The organism is Azomonas agilis (assembly GCF_007830255.1).
Lineage (GTDB): Bacteria > Pseudomonadota > Gammaproteobacteria > Pseudomonadales > Pseudomonadaceae > Azomonas > Azomonas agilis.
Window position 1 is genome coordinate 38,781 of sequence record NZ_VLKG01000014.1, and the last position, 18,879, is coordinate 57,659.

Here is an 18,879-nt window from a genome sequence, read left to right on the forward strand (position 1 = left end):
GGTCACCTGCTTGTTTGGCCGATCCAGAGGGAGCGGCCTAAAAATCGTGCGATCTATGTATGCATCGCGCCACTGCAATCAGTGGATATGTCTAAAGCCTCGCGATATATAGCGGGCCTAATAACAGAAAAAGGCCGGTGGCAAAAGCCACCAGCCATTGGCCGTTCGCAAAAGGCGAAGGCCACAGAGACCAGCAGAGCTTACTTAAGCTCGACCTTGGCACCTGCTTCTTCCAAGGATTTCTTAGCAGCTTCTGCTTCTTCCTTAGAAACACCTTCTTTCACTACGCCTGGAGCACCGTCAACCACGGCTTTAGCTTCTTTCAAGCCCAGACCAGTCAGTTCACGAACTACTTTAATGACGTTCACTTTCTTATCGCCTGCTTCAGTCAGAACGATGGTGAACTCAGTTTGCTCTTCTACAACAGCAGCAGCAGCGGCAGGGCCAGCAGCAACGGCAGCAGCAGCAGTTACGCCGAACTTCTCTTCGAAAGCCTTGATCAGTTCTACGACTTGCATCACAGACATTTCGGCTACGGCGTTGAGGATCTCTTCGTTGGTCAGAGCCATGACTCTATTCCTGTATAGGTTGACAGCACACTGAGCTGTCTTGTTAACAAAAAAGACTGCAGAAAACCCAAGTGCTGATTAGGCAGCTTCGGCTTCCTTCTTGTCGCGGATAGCAGCCAAAGTACGGGCCAGCTTGCTGGTAGCACCTTGGATGACGCTCATCAACTGAGCGATAGCTTCGTCTTTGGTTGGCAAGGTGGCCAGCGTGTCGATTTGACTGGCCGGTATGAGCTTGCCTTCAAAAGCTGCCGCTTTGATTTCGAACTTGTCCTGACCCTTAGCAAACTCTTTGAAAATACGGGCCGCAGCGCCCGGATGTTCATTAGAAAATGCAATCAGGGTCGGGCCCTTGAACGCATCAGCCAGTACTTCAAAATCAGTACCTGCCACTGCGCGACGAACCAAGGTGTTACGTACTACTTTGACGTACACACCCGCTTCGCGGGCCTCTTTACGGAGTCCGGTCATAGCGCCGACAGTCACGCCACGGGCATCAGCCACGACAGCGGACAGAGCGACTTTGGCAGCCTCGTTGACTTCAGCGACAATAGCTTTCTTGTCTTCGAGTTTGATAGCCACGGGTTTACTCCTGGATATTACCGATACATCCGGCTTACACCGGACGGTTTTGGTGTCTGATTCGGTACGAATCGGGAGCACCTCTGCGTAGGCGTTCTTGTTTAAGGCTTGCGCCGCCTACGGTCTTGGAAAGCCCCCGCCAGGCAGGGACCCCAATACAGCAGAGCCAGCTTTAATTAAGACTGGCACTCTCATCAGCCTTCCAAAGAAGCCTGATCAATCATCAAACCTGGGCCCATGGTAGAGCTCAGGGTAATGCGCTTAACGTATACACCCTTAGAGGTGGATGGTTTCAAGCGCTTTAAATCAGCTAACAGAGCTTCCACATTTTCTTTCAGCTTGATGGGCTCAAAGTCCACCTTGCCAACGGAAGCGTGAATAATACCGTTTTTATCAGTACGGAAACGCACTTGACCGGCTTTAGCATTCTTAACGGCTGTAGCCACGTCAGGAGTTACAGTACCGACTTTAGGGTTAGGCATCAGACCACGAGGGCCGAGGATTTGACCTAACTGACCTACTACACGCATCGCGTCAGGAGAGGCAATGACTACGTCATAGTTCAGATCACCGCCTTTCATTTCAGCAGCCAACTCATCCATACCCACTTTGTCAGCGCCCGCTGCCAGAGCGGCCTCAACGTTGGCACCCTGAGTAAAGACAGCAACCCGCACGCTCTTGCCGGTGCCGTTTGGCAGTACGGTAGCGCCACGAACTACTTGATCTGATTTACGCGGGTCAACGCCAAGGTTAAAGGCGATATCAACGGACTCTTTAAATTTAGAAGTGGCCAGCTCTGTCAGAAGTTTGGCAGCATCTTCAAAAGAGTAGGCTTTGCCTGCTTCAACTTTAGCGGCAATGGCCTTTTGGCGCTTGGTCAACTTAGCCATTACAGGCCCTCCACATTCAGGCCCATGCTACGCGCAGAACCAGCAATAGTACGCACGGCAGCATCTAAATCAGCAGCAGTCATATCTGCTTGCTTAGCTTTAGCGATATCTTCCAGCTGAGCACGGGTCACTGTACCCACTTTTTGGGTATTAGGACGTGGAGAGCCACTGGTGATGCCTGCTGCTTTTTTCAGCAAAACAGAAGCCGGTGTACTTTTGATTTCAAAAGTAAAGCTACGATCGCTATACACGGTAATGATTACCGGTGTTGGCAAACCTGGCTCCATGCCCTGAGTACGAGCATTGAAGGCTTTACAAAATTCCATGATGTTCACACCATGTTGACCCAATGCAGGGCCAACGGGTGGAGACGGGTTGGCTTGTGCAGCCTTTACTTGCAGCTTGATGTAGGCTTGAATCTTCTTAGCCATGATAACTCCAATGTGGGTGAATGCGCTTTGCAGCTCCCCAATACAAATCTCGATTAGCGAGACAAAAAGCCCCGCAGTATTACACTACGGGGCTAAAACTAACTCATGCTAAATCTTTTCGACTTGGCCAAACTCTAATTCAACAGGTGTTGAACGACCAAAAATGATTACGGCTACCTGAATACGGCTCTTCTCATAGTTGACTTCCTCAACTACGCCATTAAAGTCCGCAAAAGGCCCATCAATAACCCGAACCACTTCACCCGGCTCAAACAGAGTCTTGGGCTTCGGCTTGTCGCTGCCATCGGCCACACGACGTAAAATCGCTTCAGCTTCTTTATCGGTAATAGGCGCTGGTTTATCTGCGGTACCGCCGATAAAACCCATGACACGAGGCGTATCTTTTACTAAGTGCCAAGTCCCTTCATTCATTTCCATTTGGACTAAAACATAGCCAGGAAAGAACTTACGCTCACTTTTGCGCTTTTGCCCATTACGCATTTCAACTACTTCTTCGGTAGGTACTAAAACCTCTCCGAATTCATCTTCCATACCTGCAAACTTAATGCGCTCTATTAGAGAGCGCATCACGTGCTTCTCGTATCCTGAGTAGGCATGTACAACATACCAGCGCTTAGCCACAAGTAACCTCACCCAACAATCATGGATACGATCCAGCCCAACAGGCTATCTAATCCCCATAACAGCAGTGCCATCACCAAAACCACGGCAACCACAATAAGGGTAGTCTGAGTTGTTTCTTGACGAGTCGGCCAAACCACCTTGCGAATTTCAGCCTTAGCCTCAATTAACAAAGAATAGATAAACTGCCCTTTGACTGTGTTATAAGCTATATACAAGCAACCTGACATCAGGGCCAGAAAGGCAATAACACGGTACAAGAGAGGCTGATCGGAATAATAGTGATTCCCCACTACTCCCAAGACCACCAGCACAGCCACTAGTGACCACTTCTTTAGGTCTTGGCGCGACGCTTCGGCTTCAGCCTTGATATCCATTATTTGAACCTTTCTTAAGACTACCGCCCAAAAGGGTGGCAGGCCAGGAGGGAATCGAACCCCCAACCTGCGGTTTTGGAGACCGCCGCTCTGCCAATTGAGCTACTGGCCTTTAAACAGATCAACTTAAGCCACATGCGAAAGCTTTTAAGCTTAACCCAAGCCAAGGCTTGTGACAAGTTATACTGAAGGAAACCCAAACTGGAGCTCATGAGCGGATTTGAACCGCTGACCTCACCCTTACCAAGGGTGTGCTCTACCAACTGAGCTACATGAGCGAAACTTTGCCTCATGGAGCGGGTAGCGGGAATCGAACCCGCATCATCAGCTTGGAAGGCTGAGGTTCTACCACTGAACTATACCCGCCTGTCACATACAGGCTAAAAATGGTGGAGGGGGAAGGATTCGAACCTTCGAAGTCGAAGACGTCAGATTTACAGTCTGATCCCTTTGGCCGCTCGGGAACCCCTCCGAGCTGCTGCGGCATTCTACATATTTTTTTCTCGCTGTCAATTTTTCTTTGAAAAACTTGAGCTTAACTCGAATATGTAGCCTTGCTTAAGCTTGCTTAGACTTTGCCTAGATTCAGACTCAATCAAGCGGGCGGCATTTTATGCAAAGGCTTTTCTTTCTGCAATAGGTTCGCAGAAATTATTTTTCAACTTGATTTCAGCCAGACTTTTGCTATGGCTTATTGACAGCCCTATTTTGCCCCAGACAAAAGGATTTGTCGCTTATGAGCCATGCTCTCAAGCAAGATGCTTTTTCGCTTATTGAATTATTAATCATCCTTGTATTACTGGGAATCGGCTTGAGCTGGGCAACACCGGCTTTAAAACAACTTCTACAGCAGAATCAGGATAAGGCCGTGCAACAGCTATTACTGAGTCACCTACATCAAGCACGAATGCAGGCTATTATCCATCAGAAAACCCACACCCTATGCGGCTCCAGTGATGGGCTGACCTGTGACGGGCATTGGGATAAACATTGGATTATTCTCAAAGGCGACAGCTCGTATCCCAATCGGGTACATCAGGTAAATACCCATAACAAGCTGTGTTGGCGAGGCCTCACCAATAGCATTCGCTTTCAACCCAATGGAACCGCCCCCGCCAGTAACGGAAGTTTTACTCTATGCCGACAGCAGCATATTGCATGGCGGCTTGTGCTTAACAATCAAGGACGCATCCGTCCCTCGGACGAGCCTCCCTCTACAAACTGCTGCCTTTAGTCGTGCCTAAATCAATGGCCAAGGAGTTGGCTTCGATACAAGATAGCCATCAAATAGCCTCCCTTCTGGTCAGGTCAAGTATCCATGATATCGAAACACCGCACTCAACACGGATTCACCCTGATTGAGTTGATGATCATTCTGGTGTTACTCGGCATATTTTTAGCCATTGCCGTACCCAGCTTTAGCCAGTTCATTAGCAGTAACAAAGCCTTAGCCACCCGCAATGAGCTGCTGTCTTTATTGCAATTTGCCCGTGCCCAAGCAGCCACTGAGCGCACCTCCATTAGGGTTTGCTCCACAGACACCGGAACAAACAGCAAATGGCAGGTACAACGCAAAAACTGCGAGGGTGAAATGATACGCTCCCTTGCATTAGCTGCTGGTATTTCAGCTAACACCAAAGATGGCCCCACTGAAATTAGCTTTCACTATAATGGCACGGCGGAACCATCCACCATTATCTGTATTTGCTATCAAGAAGATTTCGCTAACGGCTACACAATCGAAATTGAAGCCTCAGGCAACATCCGCAGCTACGATAAAGGGCATAACAAGAACACACCGATGACAAGCTGCACCCCTTCTTAATTAAGGAAGATTATAAAGGCCATGAGCGCACCCTACCCCTCCCCGCACCTCAGACGGATCACTGGATTTAGCTTAATTGAGGTACTGATTACCCTACTGCTCATCACTCTGGGGATACTGGGCATGGTCAGCTTGCAAATACGCACCCTCCAGTACACCCAAGACTCCATACAGCGCAACACCGCCGCTATGTTAGCCAATGATCTGATGGAGCTGATACGCGCTACGCCGACCGGATTACCTGCCAGTTCCGACTTTTATAAAGCTAAAGGAGCAGACTTTCCCACTGCTCCCAACTCCTGTACGCCATTGCCCAGCGAACCGAGCCAACAACTGGGCTGCTGGGCCGAGAAAGCCAAAATCAGCCTGCCCGATGCCAGTGCGCTATTAAAGGATGAGTTCTACATCTGCCGCACTAATACCGCCAATAGCTGTACCAATACAGGAACTAGCCTAGAAATTCAGCTCGCTTGGCGCGTTAAAGCCGGGGAATGTATGGAGAGCGGAGCAAGTACAGACTCCACTATTTGCCATTACCGACTGCGTAGCCAAATTTAGGGGAATCTTTAATGATCCTTGGATACAGGCAAAAAGGTTTATCTCTTTTAGAACTATTGGTCGCTATGGCCATCAGTAGCTTTTTGATTCTGGGCGTTACCCAAATCTATTTGGACAATCGGCGCAGTTATAGCTTTCAACAAAACCTATCCGAAAATCAGGAAAGCAGCCGTTACATACAGCTTATGTTGCATCAGCATCTGACTAAGGCGGGCTACCGACGAGAGCCTTATATAGATCCTGAACTGATTTTCCCTAGTACCAATGTATTTAATGAATGTAATTTTAGCAAAGGTCAAACTGTAGTAGGAAATGGAAGCTTTTTATGTATTCGCTATCAGCCACGCGATACTAAGGATCGAAATTGCTTAGGTAATTCCCCGCGTAATAGTTCAGACATAGCAGCCCCTTATAAAACATCCAATATAGAAATTATTATTGAACGGTACTACTTAACAAATAACAGCTTGTCTTGCCAAGTTATTCACACAGATGGTAGCGGAGCTACACTAGAAAATAGCTCTGGCTCCGCAGAGCTTATCAGGGGACTACTAGATCTTCATTTTGAATTTGGTTTAGGCAGCGATGCCGATACCCGATCTGTTCACAAGTATGTAACCAGCCCCAGTGGAACCGATACTATCCTTGCTGTACGCTACAGCATTCTATTGCGCAGCACTAATACTAGACTGCGTGATGCCGTAGATTTTGAAACTGCAATAGCGAACTGGAAAACTCTTACAGGAGTAAGTGATACAGATATAACCGATGATAACGGCCAACTGTATCAAGTTACACAACGCACAGTATCGCTTAGGAATCTACTGCCATGAATCATTATAAGCTTGACCACCACCAAGCCGGAGCGTCCTTGCTTATTGCTTTGGTTATGTTGCTTATTATCACTATTCTAGCCATTGCAGGCGCTAGGGAGTCTAGTTTAGAGACTCGAATTACTGGGAATATGTTGGAGCAAAATACACTCGCTAACTATGCAGAAGCCGCTTTACGGGAAGGCGAAACACAGCTCCTCAAGTTCAATCGCCCTTTAGAACCTACCGAGAGCTGTACTGAGACCGACGTTTGCTTTCTCAATGACAAGGCAGAATACAAGCAAGACTTTTCAGACTCCATTAATTATAACTTAAACAATCTTAGCGGCTACAGTATAAAGTGGTATGCCCTAAGAGTTCCCTTTGAAGGTGATGAAACGAGCGCTAACTGCGACAATATCGAATACGGAACCTGTTTGTCCGGAATTGGCAGTTTTTATTATGAGCTTAATGCTGAGGCGGAAAACACAGCCACAGGGCAAAAAATCAATTTACGCAGTACTGTAGTAAAAGTATTTACAAATTAACTTATAGTTTTACATGAGGACAAATTACTCACTATATATACGAAATAAAATTCCATACCGGTAGCAGAACTAATTTTAGTATTTTCGAGCTTAATATTAACAACTATATTAATGATAACTAATTATGACTAAGTGTTTAATCCTTCAGGCTAAAAATGGATTCACCCTGTTAGAAATGATGGTTGTCGTCGTTTTAATAGGAATCTTAGCCGCTATCGCCTACCCAAATTATATTGAGTATATCACCCACAGTAATCGAACTGAGGGTATAGCTTTATTGAGCGATGCCGCCGCACGACAAGAGCGGTATTTTGCTCAAAACAGCCAATATGCCATCAATATTAGCTCATTAGGTCTATCTGGTACTTCTGCATCAGGCTATTACACTCTAACTGTGACTAAAGACAATGATGGCGACGATGGTGGTTATACCTTGACAGCCACACCTCAAGGGAGCCAAGCAACTAGAGACACTGTATGCCGGGCTTTAACTTTAGATGCTAAGGGAGTCAAGGGAGCCAATGGAGTTAAAGAAAATGAGGACGGTTATAATGACCGTTGTTGGAGGTAGGCAGGCCTCTAATAACTGCCCTCAATCAACAAGTAGCCCTTCGACAGGCTCAGGGCGGGCTCCAGCATGGTATTTACCATACATTCTGTGCTCCATCTTAGCAGAAAGGAGCCCCGCCCTGAGGTTCAAAAACTCGAACGATCAATCATCCTCCGGAATAATTTGCCAGCTTTGCCGACCTGGTGCGCCAGGGTCAAAATCAACGGTGACAGCAGAACCATCGGTCGTGAACAGGGTATTATTACTCAGGCTGATACCTCCTGCTGGTGTTTTAAAGCCAGAGATCACAGTCGCAGTACCATTGAAGTTATAGCTGTCACCCGAATTAACCATCGTATTCTTATCAAAGTCGAACACGTTGAAACGAGTTACACCGCCCGTGTAAGGGTTGATCCCGTAAGTCCAACCTTCCAAACCCGCTTCGCAGGGATCATTACTTGGGGTACGAGTGGTGAAGAATAGTACCTGACCTCGTGCGGCCATTTCGTCCGTAATGCGCTCACCTTTAAGTTCGTTACCGACTTTTAGGTCGAGATACCAGCCAAATTTACGTTCGCTATTCGTATCCGTACTAGATTGTGCCCAAGTGATGCTATTGTTACTCAAAACCCGGATGTTCTGCGTCATTTGGCTAGAGGTACCCGAGCTCCAAGTGTTGCTGGTCTCCGTGATAAAGGTTTGCTGCTGAAGATTATCTCGGCTCAGGCTGGGGGTCGAGTTGGGGGAAGCCCCCTTGGTTTCCCTATCCCAGATACCGTAGAGACTGTCGAGTTTATCCGTCTCTTTATCGGTCAGTTGGAAATAACGTCCCGTACCGAACATCAGGATATAACCCTGCATACTTGGGTGGCGTACCACTGACGGTGGTGCGGTGATAGCTTGGGTATTTGCCGAGCTACCAGTCCCATCCTTGGCGGCGAACAGGGGGCTGCCGCCAAAGGATACTGTGTAGGCACTGTCTTGCTTGCTACCAGTCGGATCGAGGTCGAAGCGCCAGAGGTTACCCTTCAGATCACCGGCATAGACATAGTCGGCAACGCCATCGCTGTTGTCATCAGCAACTCTGACCGAAGACAAACCATTCAGCGAATCACTATCCTTGGTTGGAATCTTGGTCAGTTCGCCAGTTTTGATATCGATCAAAAACAATACAGCACGGCCACGGGCACTGTCATAGCCGTTTCCAGTAACCACCGCCCATTTGCCATTGTGCAGGCGGGCGATGGTGGGCACGGGAAAGCTATAACCCACATCGCTCTGGGTCTCTTCATCTTGCAGGTCATCCCCTTCGGTCAGCTCCCAGAGCAGGCGGATATCATCGGGATCGGTGATATCCAGAGCGAAGATAGATTTGCCACCAGCGCGCAAAGTACCCACCAGCACGGTGTGCCATTGGTTGTCGAAATAGACATCCCGCACCACGGGCGTGCCATCTACAAAAAACTGGTGTTCGCCACCTGCCTCGTTGTAGTCGGAGCTAGTCAGTTTGTTCAGGTTGGGGATCACCGCGCTGGGCACGAAGGCAAATTTTTCCGCCCCCGTTTCGGTATCGAAGGCATGCAGCATGCCGTCATTAGCCCCGACAAACACCAGTGGTGTACTACGGGTTTTTACGGTGTCAGCAAAAGCTGCATAGTTACTGCCGGGCTCGATGGCTTCGGCGAGGTAGTGCAGATACTGGGCACCCTCTACAACCACCGGGCTGGAGTTGATAATGTCGCCGAGCAGAGATTTCCTATCACGGTAGCTGGTATTCGTACCCTTGACGAAATCAAGGTGCCCCTGCCCCCTTGCTATATCAGCAGACACAGTCAAACGCCCCTCAGCGTCTACTTTGGGAGTGTCTGTGCCTTGTGGGTCGGTTGCCAACGCCTGCTGGAGGTTCACGCCACTATATATGCCATTTACTCCACGAGCTCTTATATTGTCCCAGCTTAAGGGAACCAAGGCCTTGCCAGCCACATCGGCCATCTTGATGGTACGGCCTGATCGACTGCCCAATGCAGCCCTCCAGTGAGAGGTGCGGTTACCTGTATTAGGGTCAATAGTTTCCTTAATCAGATCACCGCTCCAAGTCTCAACGTCATAGTCGGTACGATAGACAAAGAAGTCAGCGTCAGCCGTCTGAGGCGTAGTCGGTTTGACGGCTGGGCTAGTGACCGAGTTGTTACGTTGCATGATGTCGTTGAAGGCATTGGTCAACTGATCTTTAAGAGTCAGCGCATTGGTAACCAAGAAGTAGTTATCAGGGTCACCTATGACAGTGCTGGGTGCGCGCTCCGGGATGCCATATTTAGCGGCATACCAGAGCGGGTTTTTAAGAAAACCAGCGGTAGTAGTCAAAATAGCGGTAAAAGTGCGTTCAGCAGTTAGCGGCAGAGTTCTGCATGCGTCCGTAGCTAGGTTAGTAGTGTTATCACAGTAGCCGGGGCGCTGACCTGTAGGGGTGTTCAACTTGTAGGGGTGCTCGCTATTTGTATCCCTATCGCGGACTTCTAAGTAGATGCCATCAGCGGTAGTACCAGAGATCACATAGCCCATGAGCTGAATGATACCGCCGGAGGCGTATTCGGAATCGAGCCGCACCTTGAGCGAACCATTAGCCTCGACCGACAGGGTATAGAGAGCGATAGCGTCCATATCATGGTCGGCACCCTGCTCCACATCCTCGTAGTTTATACGGAACTGTGCATAGGGGCGACCACCATTGACACTGGCCTTATAGTCGGCCCCGCCGGGGCCCGTGGTGTTGGCGATACTGATAACATAGTAATCGACAATCTGGTTAGTCGGCTGGAAATTACTCGTAGGATCAATGCTGTAGCCACCACCCACGGACTTGGCGAAGGGTACTAGAGTGATGCTCTGATTACCATCGGTGCCGATGGGGAAGGTAATCTGTGGTAGCGGTGAGGCTAGCGCGATGGAGTAGGTGAGCATCTTCTTGTCACCACCTACAACGTTTTCCGCAGCGAACTTGGCAATCCCAGCAGAGTAAAAGGTACCCTGCTTACTCGGCTCCTCGGGAGATAAGCCGCGCGCCCAAGATAGATTGTTGATTATTTTTGCAGTTGGTGCGCTGTTGGCGTTGTCGGCGTTTGACTGGCCAATGAAGTAGGATTTTCCATTGATACCCTCTGTCGTACCGATTTCGTCGGTGGCACTAGATACGTTCAGTGTGCTGATCTTTGTCGGCAGACTGGTGTTACTGTCTGTGCCAAAGCGACTGCCGGGCAAGGTGAAATCATAGGATGGGTTAATGTCGCTGATGAGGGTCATTACCGGTACAGCGCAGCTTTGTGCGCCGCCGCCACCACTGGCTCGGGCAACATAGGGAGGCTTCCAACCAGGGGCCGGCAGACGCAGGTCGGATTGGGTATCTCGTGCATTGCTACCGTAAGTGTAGGCACTAGAGCCAGAACTTGCTCCAGCGAAATAGCGCAGGCCCTCGAACATCATCTCGGCCAGTGGATTACCCCACATACTGCATACCCCGTCGACTTTCGAGGTAATGGGTACATCAGCAATCCAACCGCAGTTACTGTACTGATAACTGGAGTTGAAGTCGACGATGCGTAGCTTGTTCAGGGTAGCAACGATGCCGTCGCTGACATCGGTACGGAACTGGCCAGTTTCCTCATTCACTTCGCGGGCAAAGGAGTCGATATTGCTACGTAGTACGCCGCCTTTGGTGTTCTTAGCGTAGGCGCCGGTCAACAAACCGAACTTCATCGAGTCGTTTTCACCGAAGTCATGCAGGATACCCGTGGGTTTGTAACTGAGGCTGCCGCTGCTACCAGAGTAGGCCTTACAGTTATCCTCTCGTAGGTTGGCATCGTTCGGACAGGCAAGAACCTTCAGGTCGTAGTCGGTCAGAGTGCTGTTGGTGGGGTCATTAGGGGGCCTGAACCAAAGCTGCCAGTTGTCATCGCCAGTACCTTCCTCATGACGGAACTTGATAGTGTAGTCGGTACCTGCGCTCAGAAGAATGCTACCGGAGTGGGAGGCCAACGAACTTGCGCTGTTATTGGCACCATGACCGCCATACCAGTAGGCCACACGCGTAGAGCCGACATAAAAATCCACAGCATCGTCACCATTAACCGCAAACTGGTAGCTGCCGGTAGCCGGAACACGCAAGGTACCGGTGATCAGAGTGTGGTAGTCATTATGGGAACACCTATTATGACTGTTGCCAGTAAAGGGGTTGTTATTCGCACCAGTGGTATTGATATTGCTGACAGTACCGCTGCCACAGCGATTGCTGGTCGAATCGGCGTTGAACAGATTGTTCATCTCAGATTCATTGTTGGGGCTATCAGGTTGGCTGTCTTTCCAAGTGGTGATGCTCAACCCTCTTGGGAAAAAACTGGAGGGTACTATAATCCAATTGTTCGGCCCACCGCTGGTGCAATCGGTACTGTTGTTTACACACTTGTCGCTGGCCACGGGGCCTTCCTTGGAGACCCACTCCCAAATTCGGTAGGAACTATTGGTTAAAACCCGGAGGATCGGTGTGTCTGCATTACTTAGAGTGGTGACCGCAAACAGGTGACGGAATCCAGTCGGCGGTGCGGACAGCGGCGCGTAGTCGCCGATGGCGAAGTTGTCGCGCACGGGGTCGTATTCCTTGCCTGAGCTGTGGGCATCTTGCGGAATGAAGGCGGCGCGCAACACGGTTTCACCAGCATCATCGGTGGATCGGTAGCCACCGTAGAGCACCTTGCGCAAGGCATCCATGCGCGAAGTGGCTAGATAGTTAAGGAAGTTGCCGCTCCAAGCATTGTTACAAGTGTTGCCCGCGCCTGCTGAGGCAGTGGGTTCGAAGCGGCCATTCTGGTGCCTGTAGCAAACAGCTGAGTTGAAATAGCCGTAGTAGGTAATACTTGGCTTGAAGCCAACATCAAGTATGCCATCGCCATCTAGGTCGAAAGCATCGTTATAGGCTTCGTAATACAACTTATGGTCACGGCCCATGACCAGTAGGTTCAGAGGAGGAACCGACTGGCTAACAAATAGTGGCGTTTGATAAGGCTCACTGGGGCCTGCCTGAATCGAGGTGACGGAAAGCAATGCACCTGTTATCCACAAGACGCTTAGGGCCGCTTTGACGAAAGAGCCGTCAATGCTCATATTTTCTGCTCCTTCAGTTAAATACTTTGGCTCTAGTGGTGTATAGGTTGGCTTTGTGCCCAACCCCAACCAAGTCTTGATCTGTGAGCGATTTCGGGTTTACCTGTTCACACACCGCCTTGCATCCTGAGCCCCACTCTGGAGTAACCGCACTCCATCCTCAGCGCGTCGAAAGGTAAGTTTGCGAAGGGTTAAGTCCCCCGCAGCTCTTTAGGAATCGAAAAGGTCAAATGCTCGGGGCGGCCTTCTAACTCTTCTACCGCTTCCGCGCCCCACTCTTGTAAGCGCTGCACCACCGCATGCACCAAAACCTCCGGCGCTGAAGCTCCCGCCGTAATGCCCACCTTATCGACCTGCTCAAACCACTCTGGTTTTAGATTTTCTGCCCCATCAATCAGGTAAGCGGGTGTACCCATACGCTCCGAAAGCTCGCGTAAGCGGTTGGAGTTCGAGCTATTAGGACTGCCCACCACCAGCACTAAATCGCAGTCAACGGCCAAGTGTTTAACCGCGTCCTGACGGTTTTGAGTGGCATAGCAGATATCATCTTTACGAGGGCCACCAATGCTGGGAAAACGAGTCCGCAATAAATCAATGATGCGGCGCGTATCATCCATAGACAGGGTGGTTTGGGTCACAAAAGCCAAAGCCTCGGGATACCGTACCTCCAGTTGAGCTACATCTTCCTCACTCTCTACTAAGTAAATAGCCCCACCGTTGCGCGTATCATATTGGCCCATGGTTCCCTCTACCTCTGGGTGTCCCGCATGGCCAATCAAAATGCACTCGCGCCCTTCCCTGCTGTACTTTGCGACTTCCAGATGCACTTTAGTAACCAGCGGACAGGTGGCATCAAAAATTTTTAGCCCACGCTGCTCCGCCTGCTGCCGCACGGCTTGGGATACTCCGTGGGCACTAAAAATGACGATGACTTGATCGGGAACTTGATCCAATTCCTCAACAAAGATAGCCCCACGGGCGCGCAAATCCTCCACCACAAATTTGTTATGCACCACCTCATGTCGAACGTAAATGGGTGGCCCAAAGATTTCTAAGGCCCGGTTGACAATCTCAATCGCGCGATCGACTCCGGCGCAAAAGCCTCTAGGATTAGCAAGTTTGATTCGCATGATGGATTCCGCAAACAGATAAAGCAGTCCCTACCGAGTGACCCATACTCCTGCTTAAATCACTTCAATCACTTCTACATCAAAAATCAAAGTTTGACCGGCCAGTGGATGGTTAAAATCAACGGTTACTTGTTGAGCGTCAAAATCTTTAACGACACCCGGCAACTGAGCTTTGGCTGCATCAGAAAACATCACCATTAAGCCTTCAGATAACTCCATACCCTCAAACTGAGTGCGGGATAATTTCTGCACATTATTGGGATTATGGGGGCCAAAAGCCTTTTCAGGAGCCAGCGTTATGCTCTGCTTAGCTCCAGTGCCTAAACCAAATAAACTGTGCTCAAACCCCGGCAGTAAGCTGCCATCACCCACGGTAAAGGTGGCCGGTTTTTTATCAAAGGTGCTGTCCACCAACTGCCCGGAGTCCATTTTAATGGCAAAGTGCAGGGTTACTTTTTTTCCCGGCCCGATAAGCTGTTCAGTCATGGGCTGAACCTCCTGATTGATTGCCTTTAAACATGTCTAGCGCTAACAAAAGCGCCCCCAGAGTAATAGCGGTGTCGGCAATATTGAAGGCTGGAAAAAACCAGCGGTTCTGCCAATGCACCAGAATAAAATCAATCACATGCCCTAACACAACACGGTCATAAAGATTACCCAAAGCCCCTCCTAAAATTAGGGCTAAGGCTATGGCCGTCCAAGACTCATGGGCTTTTAGACGCTTCAACCAAACCACCAGCACTATGCTGACGGCTAAGGCAATAACAGCAAAAAACCAACGCTGCCAACCCGATTCTGCGGCCAAAAAGCTAAACGCAGCGCCGGTGTTATAGGCCAGAGTCCAGCTAAAATAGCCCTCAATCACCTCAATACGCTGGTACAGAGTCAGGGTATTTTCAAAATAAAACTTGGTGGCTTGATCCAAAACCAATACCAGCAAACTCAGCCACAGCCAAGGCAGCTTCCCCAAGGAGCCCATCGAGAGTAATTGGCTCCAGGGCTTAAGCATAATGACGCACCTCGCCCGCAGCTGTGATGTTGGTGACACAGCGGCCACAGAGCTCAGGATGATCCGCATGGGTGCCTACGTCCGGCAGGTGGTGCCAGCAGCGGGTACACTTGGCATGTGCGGTTTTTTGCACGTGCAGCTTCAAGCCCGATAACTCAGTGCTCGCCGCCTCAGCCGGGGCCGCAGTCAGGGGTTGTAGGGTAACGCCGGAGGTAATCAGCACAAAGCGCAGCTCATCGCCCAAACGGGATAGGCTGGCCAGCAATGCGTCCTCGGCATAAAGGGTAACTTCGGCTTGCAAGCTGCCACCGATGACCTTAGCGGTACGCTGATTTTCCAGCTCTTTGTTCACCGCTGACTTCACAGCCATGACCTGATCCCAGAAGGCGCGATCCAGCTCCGTGCCCTCGGGCAACTCGCTCAAACCCTCATACCAAGTATTGAGCATCACCGACTCGTTACGCTCGCCGGGCAGATACTGCCAAATTTCTTCAGCGGTGAAGGCCAATACCGGCGCAATCCAACGCACCAGCGCCTCAGCAGTGTGGTAGAGCGCAGTTTGGCAGGAGCGACGCGGCAGGCTGTCTGCGCCGGTGGTGTACTGACGATCCTTGATGATGTCGAGGTAGAAACCACCCAACTCTTGGGCGCAGAAGTTATGCACCTTCTGATACACCACCCAGAAACGGTAGCTGTCGAAGGCTTCCTGTACTTCACGTTGCAGCAACAGTGCCCGATCAATCGCCCAGCGATCCAGAGCGATCAGCTGATCGTTCGGCACAAGATCCTTGGCTGGATCAAAGCCGCTCAGGTTGGAGAGCAGGAAGCGTGCAGTATTACGAATCCGGCGGTAGGAGTCAGCACTGCGCTGAAGGATTTGCTGGGAGACGGACATCTCACCCGAATAATCGGTGGAGGCGACCCAGAGGCGCAGAATATCCGCACCCAAGCTGTCCGTGACTTGCTGCGGCACAATCACGTTGCCCAAGGATTTGGACATCTTGCGGCCCGTCTCGTCCACGGTAAAGCCGTGGGTCAACAAAGCACGGTACGGCGCGTGACCGTCGATGGCACAGCCGGTCAGCAGGGAAGAATGGAACCAGCCACGATGCTGGTCGGAGCCTTCCAGATAGAGGTCAGCACGCGGGCCTTGATCGTGGCCCATGGGATGGGAGCCGCGCATCACATGCCAATGGGTAGTGCCGGAATCAAACCACACATCCAAGGTATCGCTGATTTTTTCATACTGCGCGGCTTCTTCGCCCAGAAGCTCAGCGGCTTCCAGCTTGAACCACGCCTCAATACCTTCTTGCTCGACGCGTTGCGCTACCGCCTCCATCAGCTCCACGGTGCGTGGATGCAGCTCGCCGCTTTCACGGTGCAGGAAGAAGGGAATCGGCACGCCCCAGTTACGCTGGCGGGAGATACACCAGTCCGGGCGGTCGGCAATCATGTTGTGTAGACGTTGCTTACCCCAAGCGGGCACAAACTCGGTTTGCTCAATGGCGCTCAGGGCGCGCTCACGCAGAGTAGCTCCGCTGCTGGGTTGCTTGTCCATGCCTACAAACCACTGAGCAGTGGCGCGGTAGATCAGCGGAGTTTTGTGCCGCCAGCAGTGCATGTAACTGTGGGTGATGCGCTCATGCTTGAGCAGATTACCCACTTCACCCAACTTAGCCACGATGTTCGGTGTAGCCTTCCAAATAAACTGACCGCCAAACAGCGGCAACGACTCCACATACACACCGTTGCTCTGCACGGGGTTAAGGATATCGTCGTTTTGCAGGCCGTAACGCTTACTGGAGTAGAAGTCGTCCTCACCGTAAGCAGGCGCGGAATGCACAATACCCGTACCGGCATCCACGCCCACATAATCCGCCAAATAGACGGGTGAGAAACGCTCATAGAAGGGATGGCGGAAGCGGATCAGCTCCAGCGCTTCGCCCTTGGTGGTAGCGATGATGGTACCTTCCAGCGCATAACGTTTGAGGCAGCTTTCGACCAGCTCCTCAGCCAGCAGCAACAGGCGCTCGCCAGTATCCACCAAGGCGTAGTTAAACTCGGGATGGACGTTCAGGGCTTGGTTGGCCGGAATGGTCCAAGGCGTAGTCGTCCAGATCACAATGGCCGCAGGCTTGGGCAGGCTGGCCAGACCGAAGGCAGCGGCCAGCTTGTCGGCATCTTCAACCGGGAAGGCTACATCAATGGCTTCGGACTGTTTGTCCTGATACTCCACCTCAGCCTCAGCCAAAGCTGAACCGCAGTCAAAGCACCAGTTCACCGGCTTCAGGCCTTTGAATACAAAGCCTTGCTTGACCATTTCGCCCAATGCACGAATTTCGCCGGCTTCGTTGGCAAAATCCATAGTGCGGTAAGGATTATCCCAATCACCCAATACACCGAGGCGAATAAAGTTAGCCTTCTGCTCTTCCACTTGCTCGGCGGCGTAGCTGCGGCACAGCTCGCGGGTTTTATCGGCGGGCAGGTTTTTGCCGTGTGTCACCTCAACCTGGAGCTCAATGGGCAGACCGTGGCAGTCCCAACCTGGCACATAAGGCGCATCAAAACCGGACAGGGTTTTAGAGCGGATGATCATATCTTTGATGATCTTATTCACCGCATGACCGATGTGAATGTTGCCGTTGGCGTAGGGTGGGCCATCGTGCAAAACAAACTTCGGGCGACCCTCGCCAATCTGACGCAGCTTCCGGTACAGGTCGATCTGCTTCCAGCGGTGCAGAGTCTCTGGTTCGCGCTGAGGCAAACCAGCCTTCATGGGAAATTCCGTCGCGGGCAAATTGAGGGTGGCTTTGTAATCGGTCATTTCAGTTTTGACTCGTCATAAGGGTGTTGACGCCCAATAGGCACGGGCGGCGGCAATGTCTGAATCAATTGCCTGTCTCAAGGCATCTAAAGAAGCAAAACGCTGTTCATCGCGCAGTTTGTGGCAAAAGGTGACCCGCATAAAACGACCATAGAGATCGCCTTGGTAGTTCAGCAGATGCACCTCTAGGTGTGGCAGCCCATCCCCCTGCACCGAGGGGCGCAAGCCGATATTAGCCACCCCAACCAAACGCTGGCCATCCACCTCCGCCGATACGGTATAAACCCCTGACAGAGCCACACGGCGGCGCTTTAACTGAATATTGGCCGTGGGCGCACCTAACTGGCGACCCAAGTGCTGACCATGAATCACACGACCGCAGAGGGCATAGTCTCGCCCTAAAAGATTGGCGGCATGGGCTAAATCACCGGCAGCCAAGGCTTGGCGTACGGCCGTACTGCTGACGCGCTCATGACCCAGTGTCAGGGTCGTTGCAGCCTCAACTGAGAAGCCATGCACCTGCCCGGCCTGTTGCAAGAAGGCGAAGTCTCCGGCGCGATCGCAGCCAAAACGGAAATCATCCCCCACTTCCAAATGGCGTACGGCCAGCCCCTGTACCAGAATCTGCTGCACAAAGTCTTCGGCACTGTGCTCACGTAAACGCGGATTAAAGGGCAGACACAGCACCTGATCCACACCCTCTTGGGCCAACAAAGCCAGCTTTTCCCGCAGACGGGTCAGGCGCGGCGGTGCTTCAGCCGGGGTGAAGAACTCGCGCGGCTGTGGCTCAAAAATCACCACACAGCTCGGCACGCCCAAAGCCTGTGCCCGAGCACGCAACTGCCCCAAAATGGCCTGATGCCCTCGGTGTACGCCATCAAAGTTACCAATGGTAGCCACACAGCCCCGATGCCGGGGTTGCAGGTTGTGAAGATCCCGAACCAGCTGCATACCGCCACATCTTCGCAAAATGATTGATTA

The 18,879-nt window shown here is 51.1% G+C and carries 18 protein-coding genes and 4 tRNA genes; 6 read left to right on the forward strand and 16 right to left on the reverse strand.

Annotated features, from left to right (window positions below):
• Window positions 1-200: 200 nt before the first annotated feature.
• The 10 genes from rplL to LX59_RS14310 form a co-directional block, all read right to left on the reverse strand.
• The gene (gene rplL, locus LX59_RS14265) at window positions 201-569 is read right to left on the reverse strand and encodes a 50S ribosomal protein L7/L12 (RefSeq protein ID WP_144573066.1); all 369 of its coding nucleotides are present in this window, start codon (window positions 567-569) and stop codon (window positions 201-203) included.
• A 78-nt stretch (window positions 570-647) separates the two neighbouring features.
• Window positions 648-1,148: a 50S ribosomal protein L10 gene (gene rplJ, locus LX59_RS14270; RefSeq protein ID WP_144573068.1), complete on the reverse strand. Its 501-nt coding sequence runs from the start codon at window positions 1,146-1,148 to the stop codon at window positions 648-650.
• A gap of 194 nt (window positions 1,149-1,342) precedes the next feature.
• Window positions 1,343-2,038 carry a 50S ribosomal protein L1 gene (rplA, locus tag LX59_RS14275; RefSeq protein WP_144573070.1) on the reverse strand — a complete coding sequence of 232 codons (696 nt, stop codon included), beginning with the start codon at window positions 2,036-2,038 and terminating at the stop codon, window positions 1,343-1,345.
• Entirely contained in the window at window positions 2,038-2,469 is a 432-nt protein-coding gene (gene rplK / locus LX59_RS14280) for a 50S ribosomal protein L11 (protein WP_144573072.1), read from the reverse strand. Before rplK ends, rplA begins: the two co-directional genes overlap by 1 nt.
• Before the next feature lie 108 nt (window positions 2,470-2,577).
• Window positions 2,578-3,111 carry a transcription termination/antitermination protein NusG gene (gene nusG / locus LX59_RS14285; RefSeq protein WP_144573117.1) on the reverse strand — a complete coding sequence of 178 codons (534 nt, stop codon included), beginning with the start codon at window positions 3,109-3,111 and terminating at the stop codon, window positions 2,578-2,580.
• An 8-nt stretch (window positions 3,112-3,119) separates the two neighbouring features.
• Complete coding sequence (secE, locus tag LX59_RS14290; protein ID WP_144573074.1) at window positions 3,120-3,488, reverse strand: preprotein translocase subunit SecE; 369 nt, start codon at window positions 3,486-3,488, stop codon at window positions 3,120-3,122.
• Between the two features lie 36 nt (window positions 3,489-3,524).
• Window positions 3,525-3,600: transfer RNA gene (locus tag LX59_RS14295), tRNA-Trp, on the reverse strand.
• A 90-nt stretch (window positions 3,601-3,690) separates the two neighbouring features.
• Window positions 3,691-3,766: transfer RNA gene (locus tag LX59_RS14300), tRNA-Thr, on the reverse strand.
• Between the two features lie 14 nt (window positions 3,767-3,780).
• Window positions 3,781-3,854, reverse strand: a tRNA-Gly gene (locus LX59_RS14305).
• Between the two features lie 21 nt (window positions 3,855-3,875).
• A tRNA-Tyr gene (locus LX59_RS14310) sits at window positions 3,876-3,960 on the reverse strand.
• Window positions 3,961-4,224: 264 nt separating this feature from the next.
• Between LX59_RS14310 and LX59_RS14315 the strand changes: the two genes are divergently transcribed.
• From LX59_RS14315 to LX59_RS14340, 6 genes are all read left to right on the forward strand, one after another.
• Window positions 4,225-4,722, forward strand: coding sequence for a GspH/FimT family protein (locus LX59_RS14315; RefSeq protein ID WP_144573119.1), 498 nt, complete (start codon window positions 4,225-4,227; stop codon window positions 4,720-4,722).
• 84 nt (window positions 4,723-4,806) lie between these two features.
• Window positions 4,807-5,313 carry a GspH/FimT family pseudopilin gene (locus LX59_RS14320; protein WP_144573121.1) on the forward strand — a complete coding sequence of 169 codons (507 nt, stop codon included), beginning with the start codon at window positions 4,807-4,809 and terminating at the stop codon, window positions 5,311-5,313.
• Between the two features lie 21 nt (window positions 5,314-5,334).
• Window positions 5,335-5,871, forward strand: a complete 537-nt coding sequence (gene pilV, locus LX59_RS14325) for a type IV pilus modification protein PilV (protein ID WP_144573076.1) — start codon at window positions 5,335-5,337, stop codon at window positions 5,869-5,871.
• A gap of 11 nt (window positions 5,872-5,882) precedes the next feature.
• On the forward strand, window positions 5,883-6,704 hold the full coding sequence (locus LX59_RS14330) for a PilW family protein (protein ID WP_144573078.1): 822 nt from the start codon (window positions 5,883-5,885) through the stop codon (window positions 6,702-6,704).
• Window positions 6,701-7,231, forward strand: coding sequence for a pilus assembly PilX family protein (locus LX59_RS14335; RefSeq protein WP_144573080.1), 531 nt, complete (start codon window positions 6,701-6,703; stop codon window positions 7,229-7,231). Before LX59_RS14330 ends, LX59_RS14335 begins: the two co-directional genes overlap by 4 nt.
• A 124-nt stretch (window positions 7,232-7,355) precedes the next feature.
• Window positions 7,356-7,802 carry a type IV pilin protein gene (locus LX59_RS14340; RefSeq protein ID WP_281284852.1) on the forward strand — a complete coding sequence of 149 codons (447 nt, stop codon included), beginning with the start codon at window positions 7,356-7,358 and terminating at the stop codon, window positions 7,800-7,802.
• 141 nt (window positions 7,803-7,943) lie between these two features.
• Here LX59_RS14340 and LX59_RS14345 read toward each other — a convergent pair whose 3' ends face one another.
• From LX59_RS14345 to ribF, 6 genes are all read right to left on the reverse strand, one after another.
• On the reverse strand, window positions 7,944-12,935 hold the full coding sequence (locus LX59_RS14345; RefSeq protein ID WP_246118776.1) for a PilC/PilY family type IV pilus protein: 4,992 nt from the start codon (window positions 12,933-12,935) through the stop codon (window positions 7,944-7,946).
• 191 nt (window positions 12,936-13,126) lie between these two features.
• The gene (ispH, locus tag LX59_RS14350) at window positions 13,127-14,065 is read right to left on the reverse strand and encodes a 4-hydroxy-3-methylbut-2-enyl diphosphate reductase (RefSeq protein ID WP_144573082.1); all 939 of its coding nucleotides are present in this window, start codon (window positions 14,063-14,065) and stop codon (window positions 13,127-13,129) included.
• A gap of 54 nt (window positions 14,066-14,119) precedes the next feature.
• The gene (locus LX59_RS14355) at window positions 14,120-14,551 is read right to left on the reverse strand and encodes an FKBP-type peptidyl-prolyl cis-trans isomerase (protein ID WP_144573084.1); all 432 of its coding nucleotides are present in this window, start codon (window positions 14,549-14,551) and stop codon (window positions 14,120-14,122) included.
• Window positions 14,544-15,074, reverse strand: a complete 531-nt coding sequence (lspA, locus tag LX59_RS14360) for a signal peptidase II (protein ID WP_144573086.1) — start codon at window positions 15,072-15,074, stop codon at window positions 14,544-14,546. Before lspA ends, LX59_RS14355 begins: the two co-directional genes overlap by 8 nt.
• Window positions 15,067-17,898 carry an isoleucine--tRNA ligase gene (gene ileS / locus LX59_RS14365; RefSeq protein WP_144573088.1) on the reverse strand — a complete coding sequence of 944 codons (2,832 nt, stop codon included), beginning with the start codon at window positions 17,896-17,898 and terminating at the stop codon, window positions 15,067-15,069. Before ileS ends, lspA begins: the two co-directional genes overlap by 8 nt.
• 15 nt (window positions 17,899-17,913) lie before the next feature.
• On the reverse strand, window positions 17,914-18,849 hold the full coding sequence (gene ribF, locus LX59_RS14370) for a bifunctional riboflavin kinase/FAD synthetase (RefSeq protein ID WP_144573090.1): 936 nt from the start codon (window positions 18,847-18,849) through the stop codon (window positions 17,914-17,916).
• Between the last annotated feature and the right edge of the window lie 30 nt (window positions 18,850-18,879).

What these genes read in the sequence shown, in the direction of transcription:
- LX59_RS14345 (WP_246118776.1), bottom strand. Translation starts at nt 12,935, where the DNA reads ATGAGCATTGACGGCTCTTTCGTCAAAGCGGCCCTAAGCGTCTTGTGG.
- LX59_RS14340 (WP_281284852.1), top strand. Translation starts at nt 7,356, where the DNA reads ATGACTAAGTGTTTAATCCTTCAGGCTAAAAATGGATTCACCCTGTTA.
- ileS (WP_144573088.1), bottom strand. Translation starts at nt 17,898, where the DNA reads ATGACCGATTACAAAGCCACCCTCAATTTGCCCGCGACGGAATTTCCC.
- ribF (WP_144573090.1), bottom strand. Translation starts at nt 18,849, where the DNA reads ATGCAGCTGGTTCGGGATCTTCACAACCTGCAACCCCGGCATCGGGGC.
- LX59_RS14315 (WP_144573119.1), top strand. Translation starts at nt 4,225, where the DNA reads ATGAGCCATGCTCTCAAGCAAGATGCTTTTTCGCTTATTGAATTATTA.
- rplL (WP_144573066.1), bottom strand. Translation starts at nt 569, where the DNA reads ATGGCTCTGACCAACGAAGAGATCCTCAACGCCGTAGCCGAAATGTCT.
- lspA (WP_144573086.1), bottom strand. Translation starts at nt 15,074, where the DNA reads ATGCTTAAGCCCTGGAGCCAATTACTCTCGATGGGCTCCTTGGGGAAG.
- rplK (WP_144573072.1), bottom strand. Translation starts at nt 2,469, where the DNA reads ATGGCTAAGAAGATTCAAGCCTACATCAAGCTGCAAGTAAAGGCTGCA.
- LX59_RS14320 (WP_144573121.1), top strand. Translation starts at nt 4,807, where the DNA reads ATGATATCGAAACACCGCACTCAACACGGATTCACCCTGATTGAGTTG.
- secE (WP_144573074.1), bottom strand. Translation starts at nt 3,488, where the DNA reads ATGGATATCAAGGCTGAAGCCGAAGCGTCGCGCCAAGACCTAAAGAAG.
- rplA (WP_144573070.1), bottom strand. Translation starts at nt 2,038, where the DNA reads ATGGCTAAGTTGACCAAGCGCCAAAAGGCCATTGCCGCTAAAGTTGAA.
- LX59_RS14335 (WP_144573080.1), top strand. Translation starts at nt 6,701, where the DNA reads ATGAATCATTATAAGCTTGACCACCACCAAGCCGGAGCGTCCTTGCTT.
- LX59_RS14355 (WP_144573084.1), bottom strand. Translation starts at nt 14,551, where the DNA reads ATGACTGAACAGCTTATCGGGCCGGGAAAAAAAGTAACCCTGCACTTT.
- ispH (WP_144573082.1), bottom strand. Translation starts at nt 14,065, where the DNA reads ATGCGAATCAAACTTGCTAATCCTAGAGGCTTTTGCGCCGGAGTCGAT.
- pilV (WP_144573076.1), top strand. Translation starts at nt 5,335, where the DNA reads ATGAGCGCACCCTACCCCTCCCCGCACCTCAGACGGATCACTGGATTT.
- LX59_RS14330 (WP_144573078.1), top strand. Translation starts at nt 5,883, where the DNA reads ATGATCCTTGGATACAGGCAAAAAGGTTTATCTCTTTTAGAACTATTG.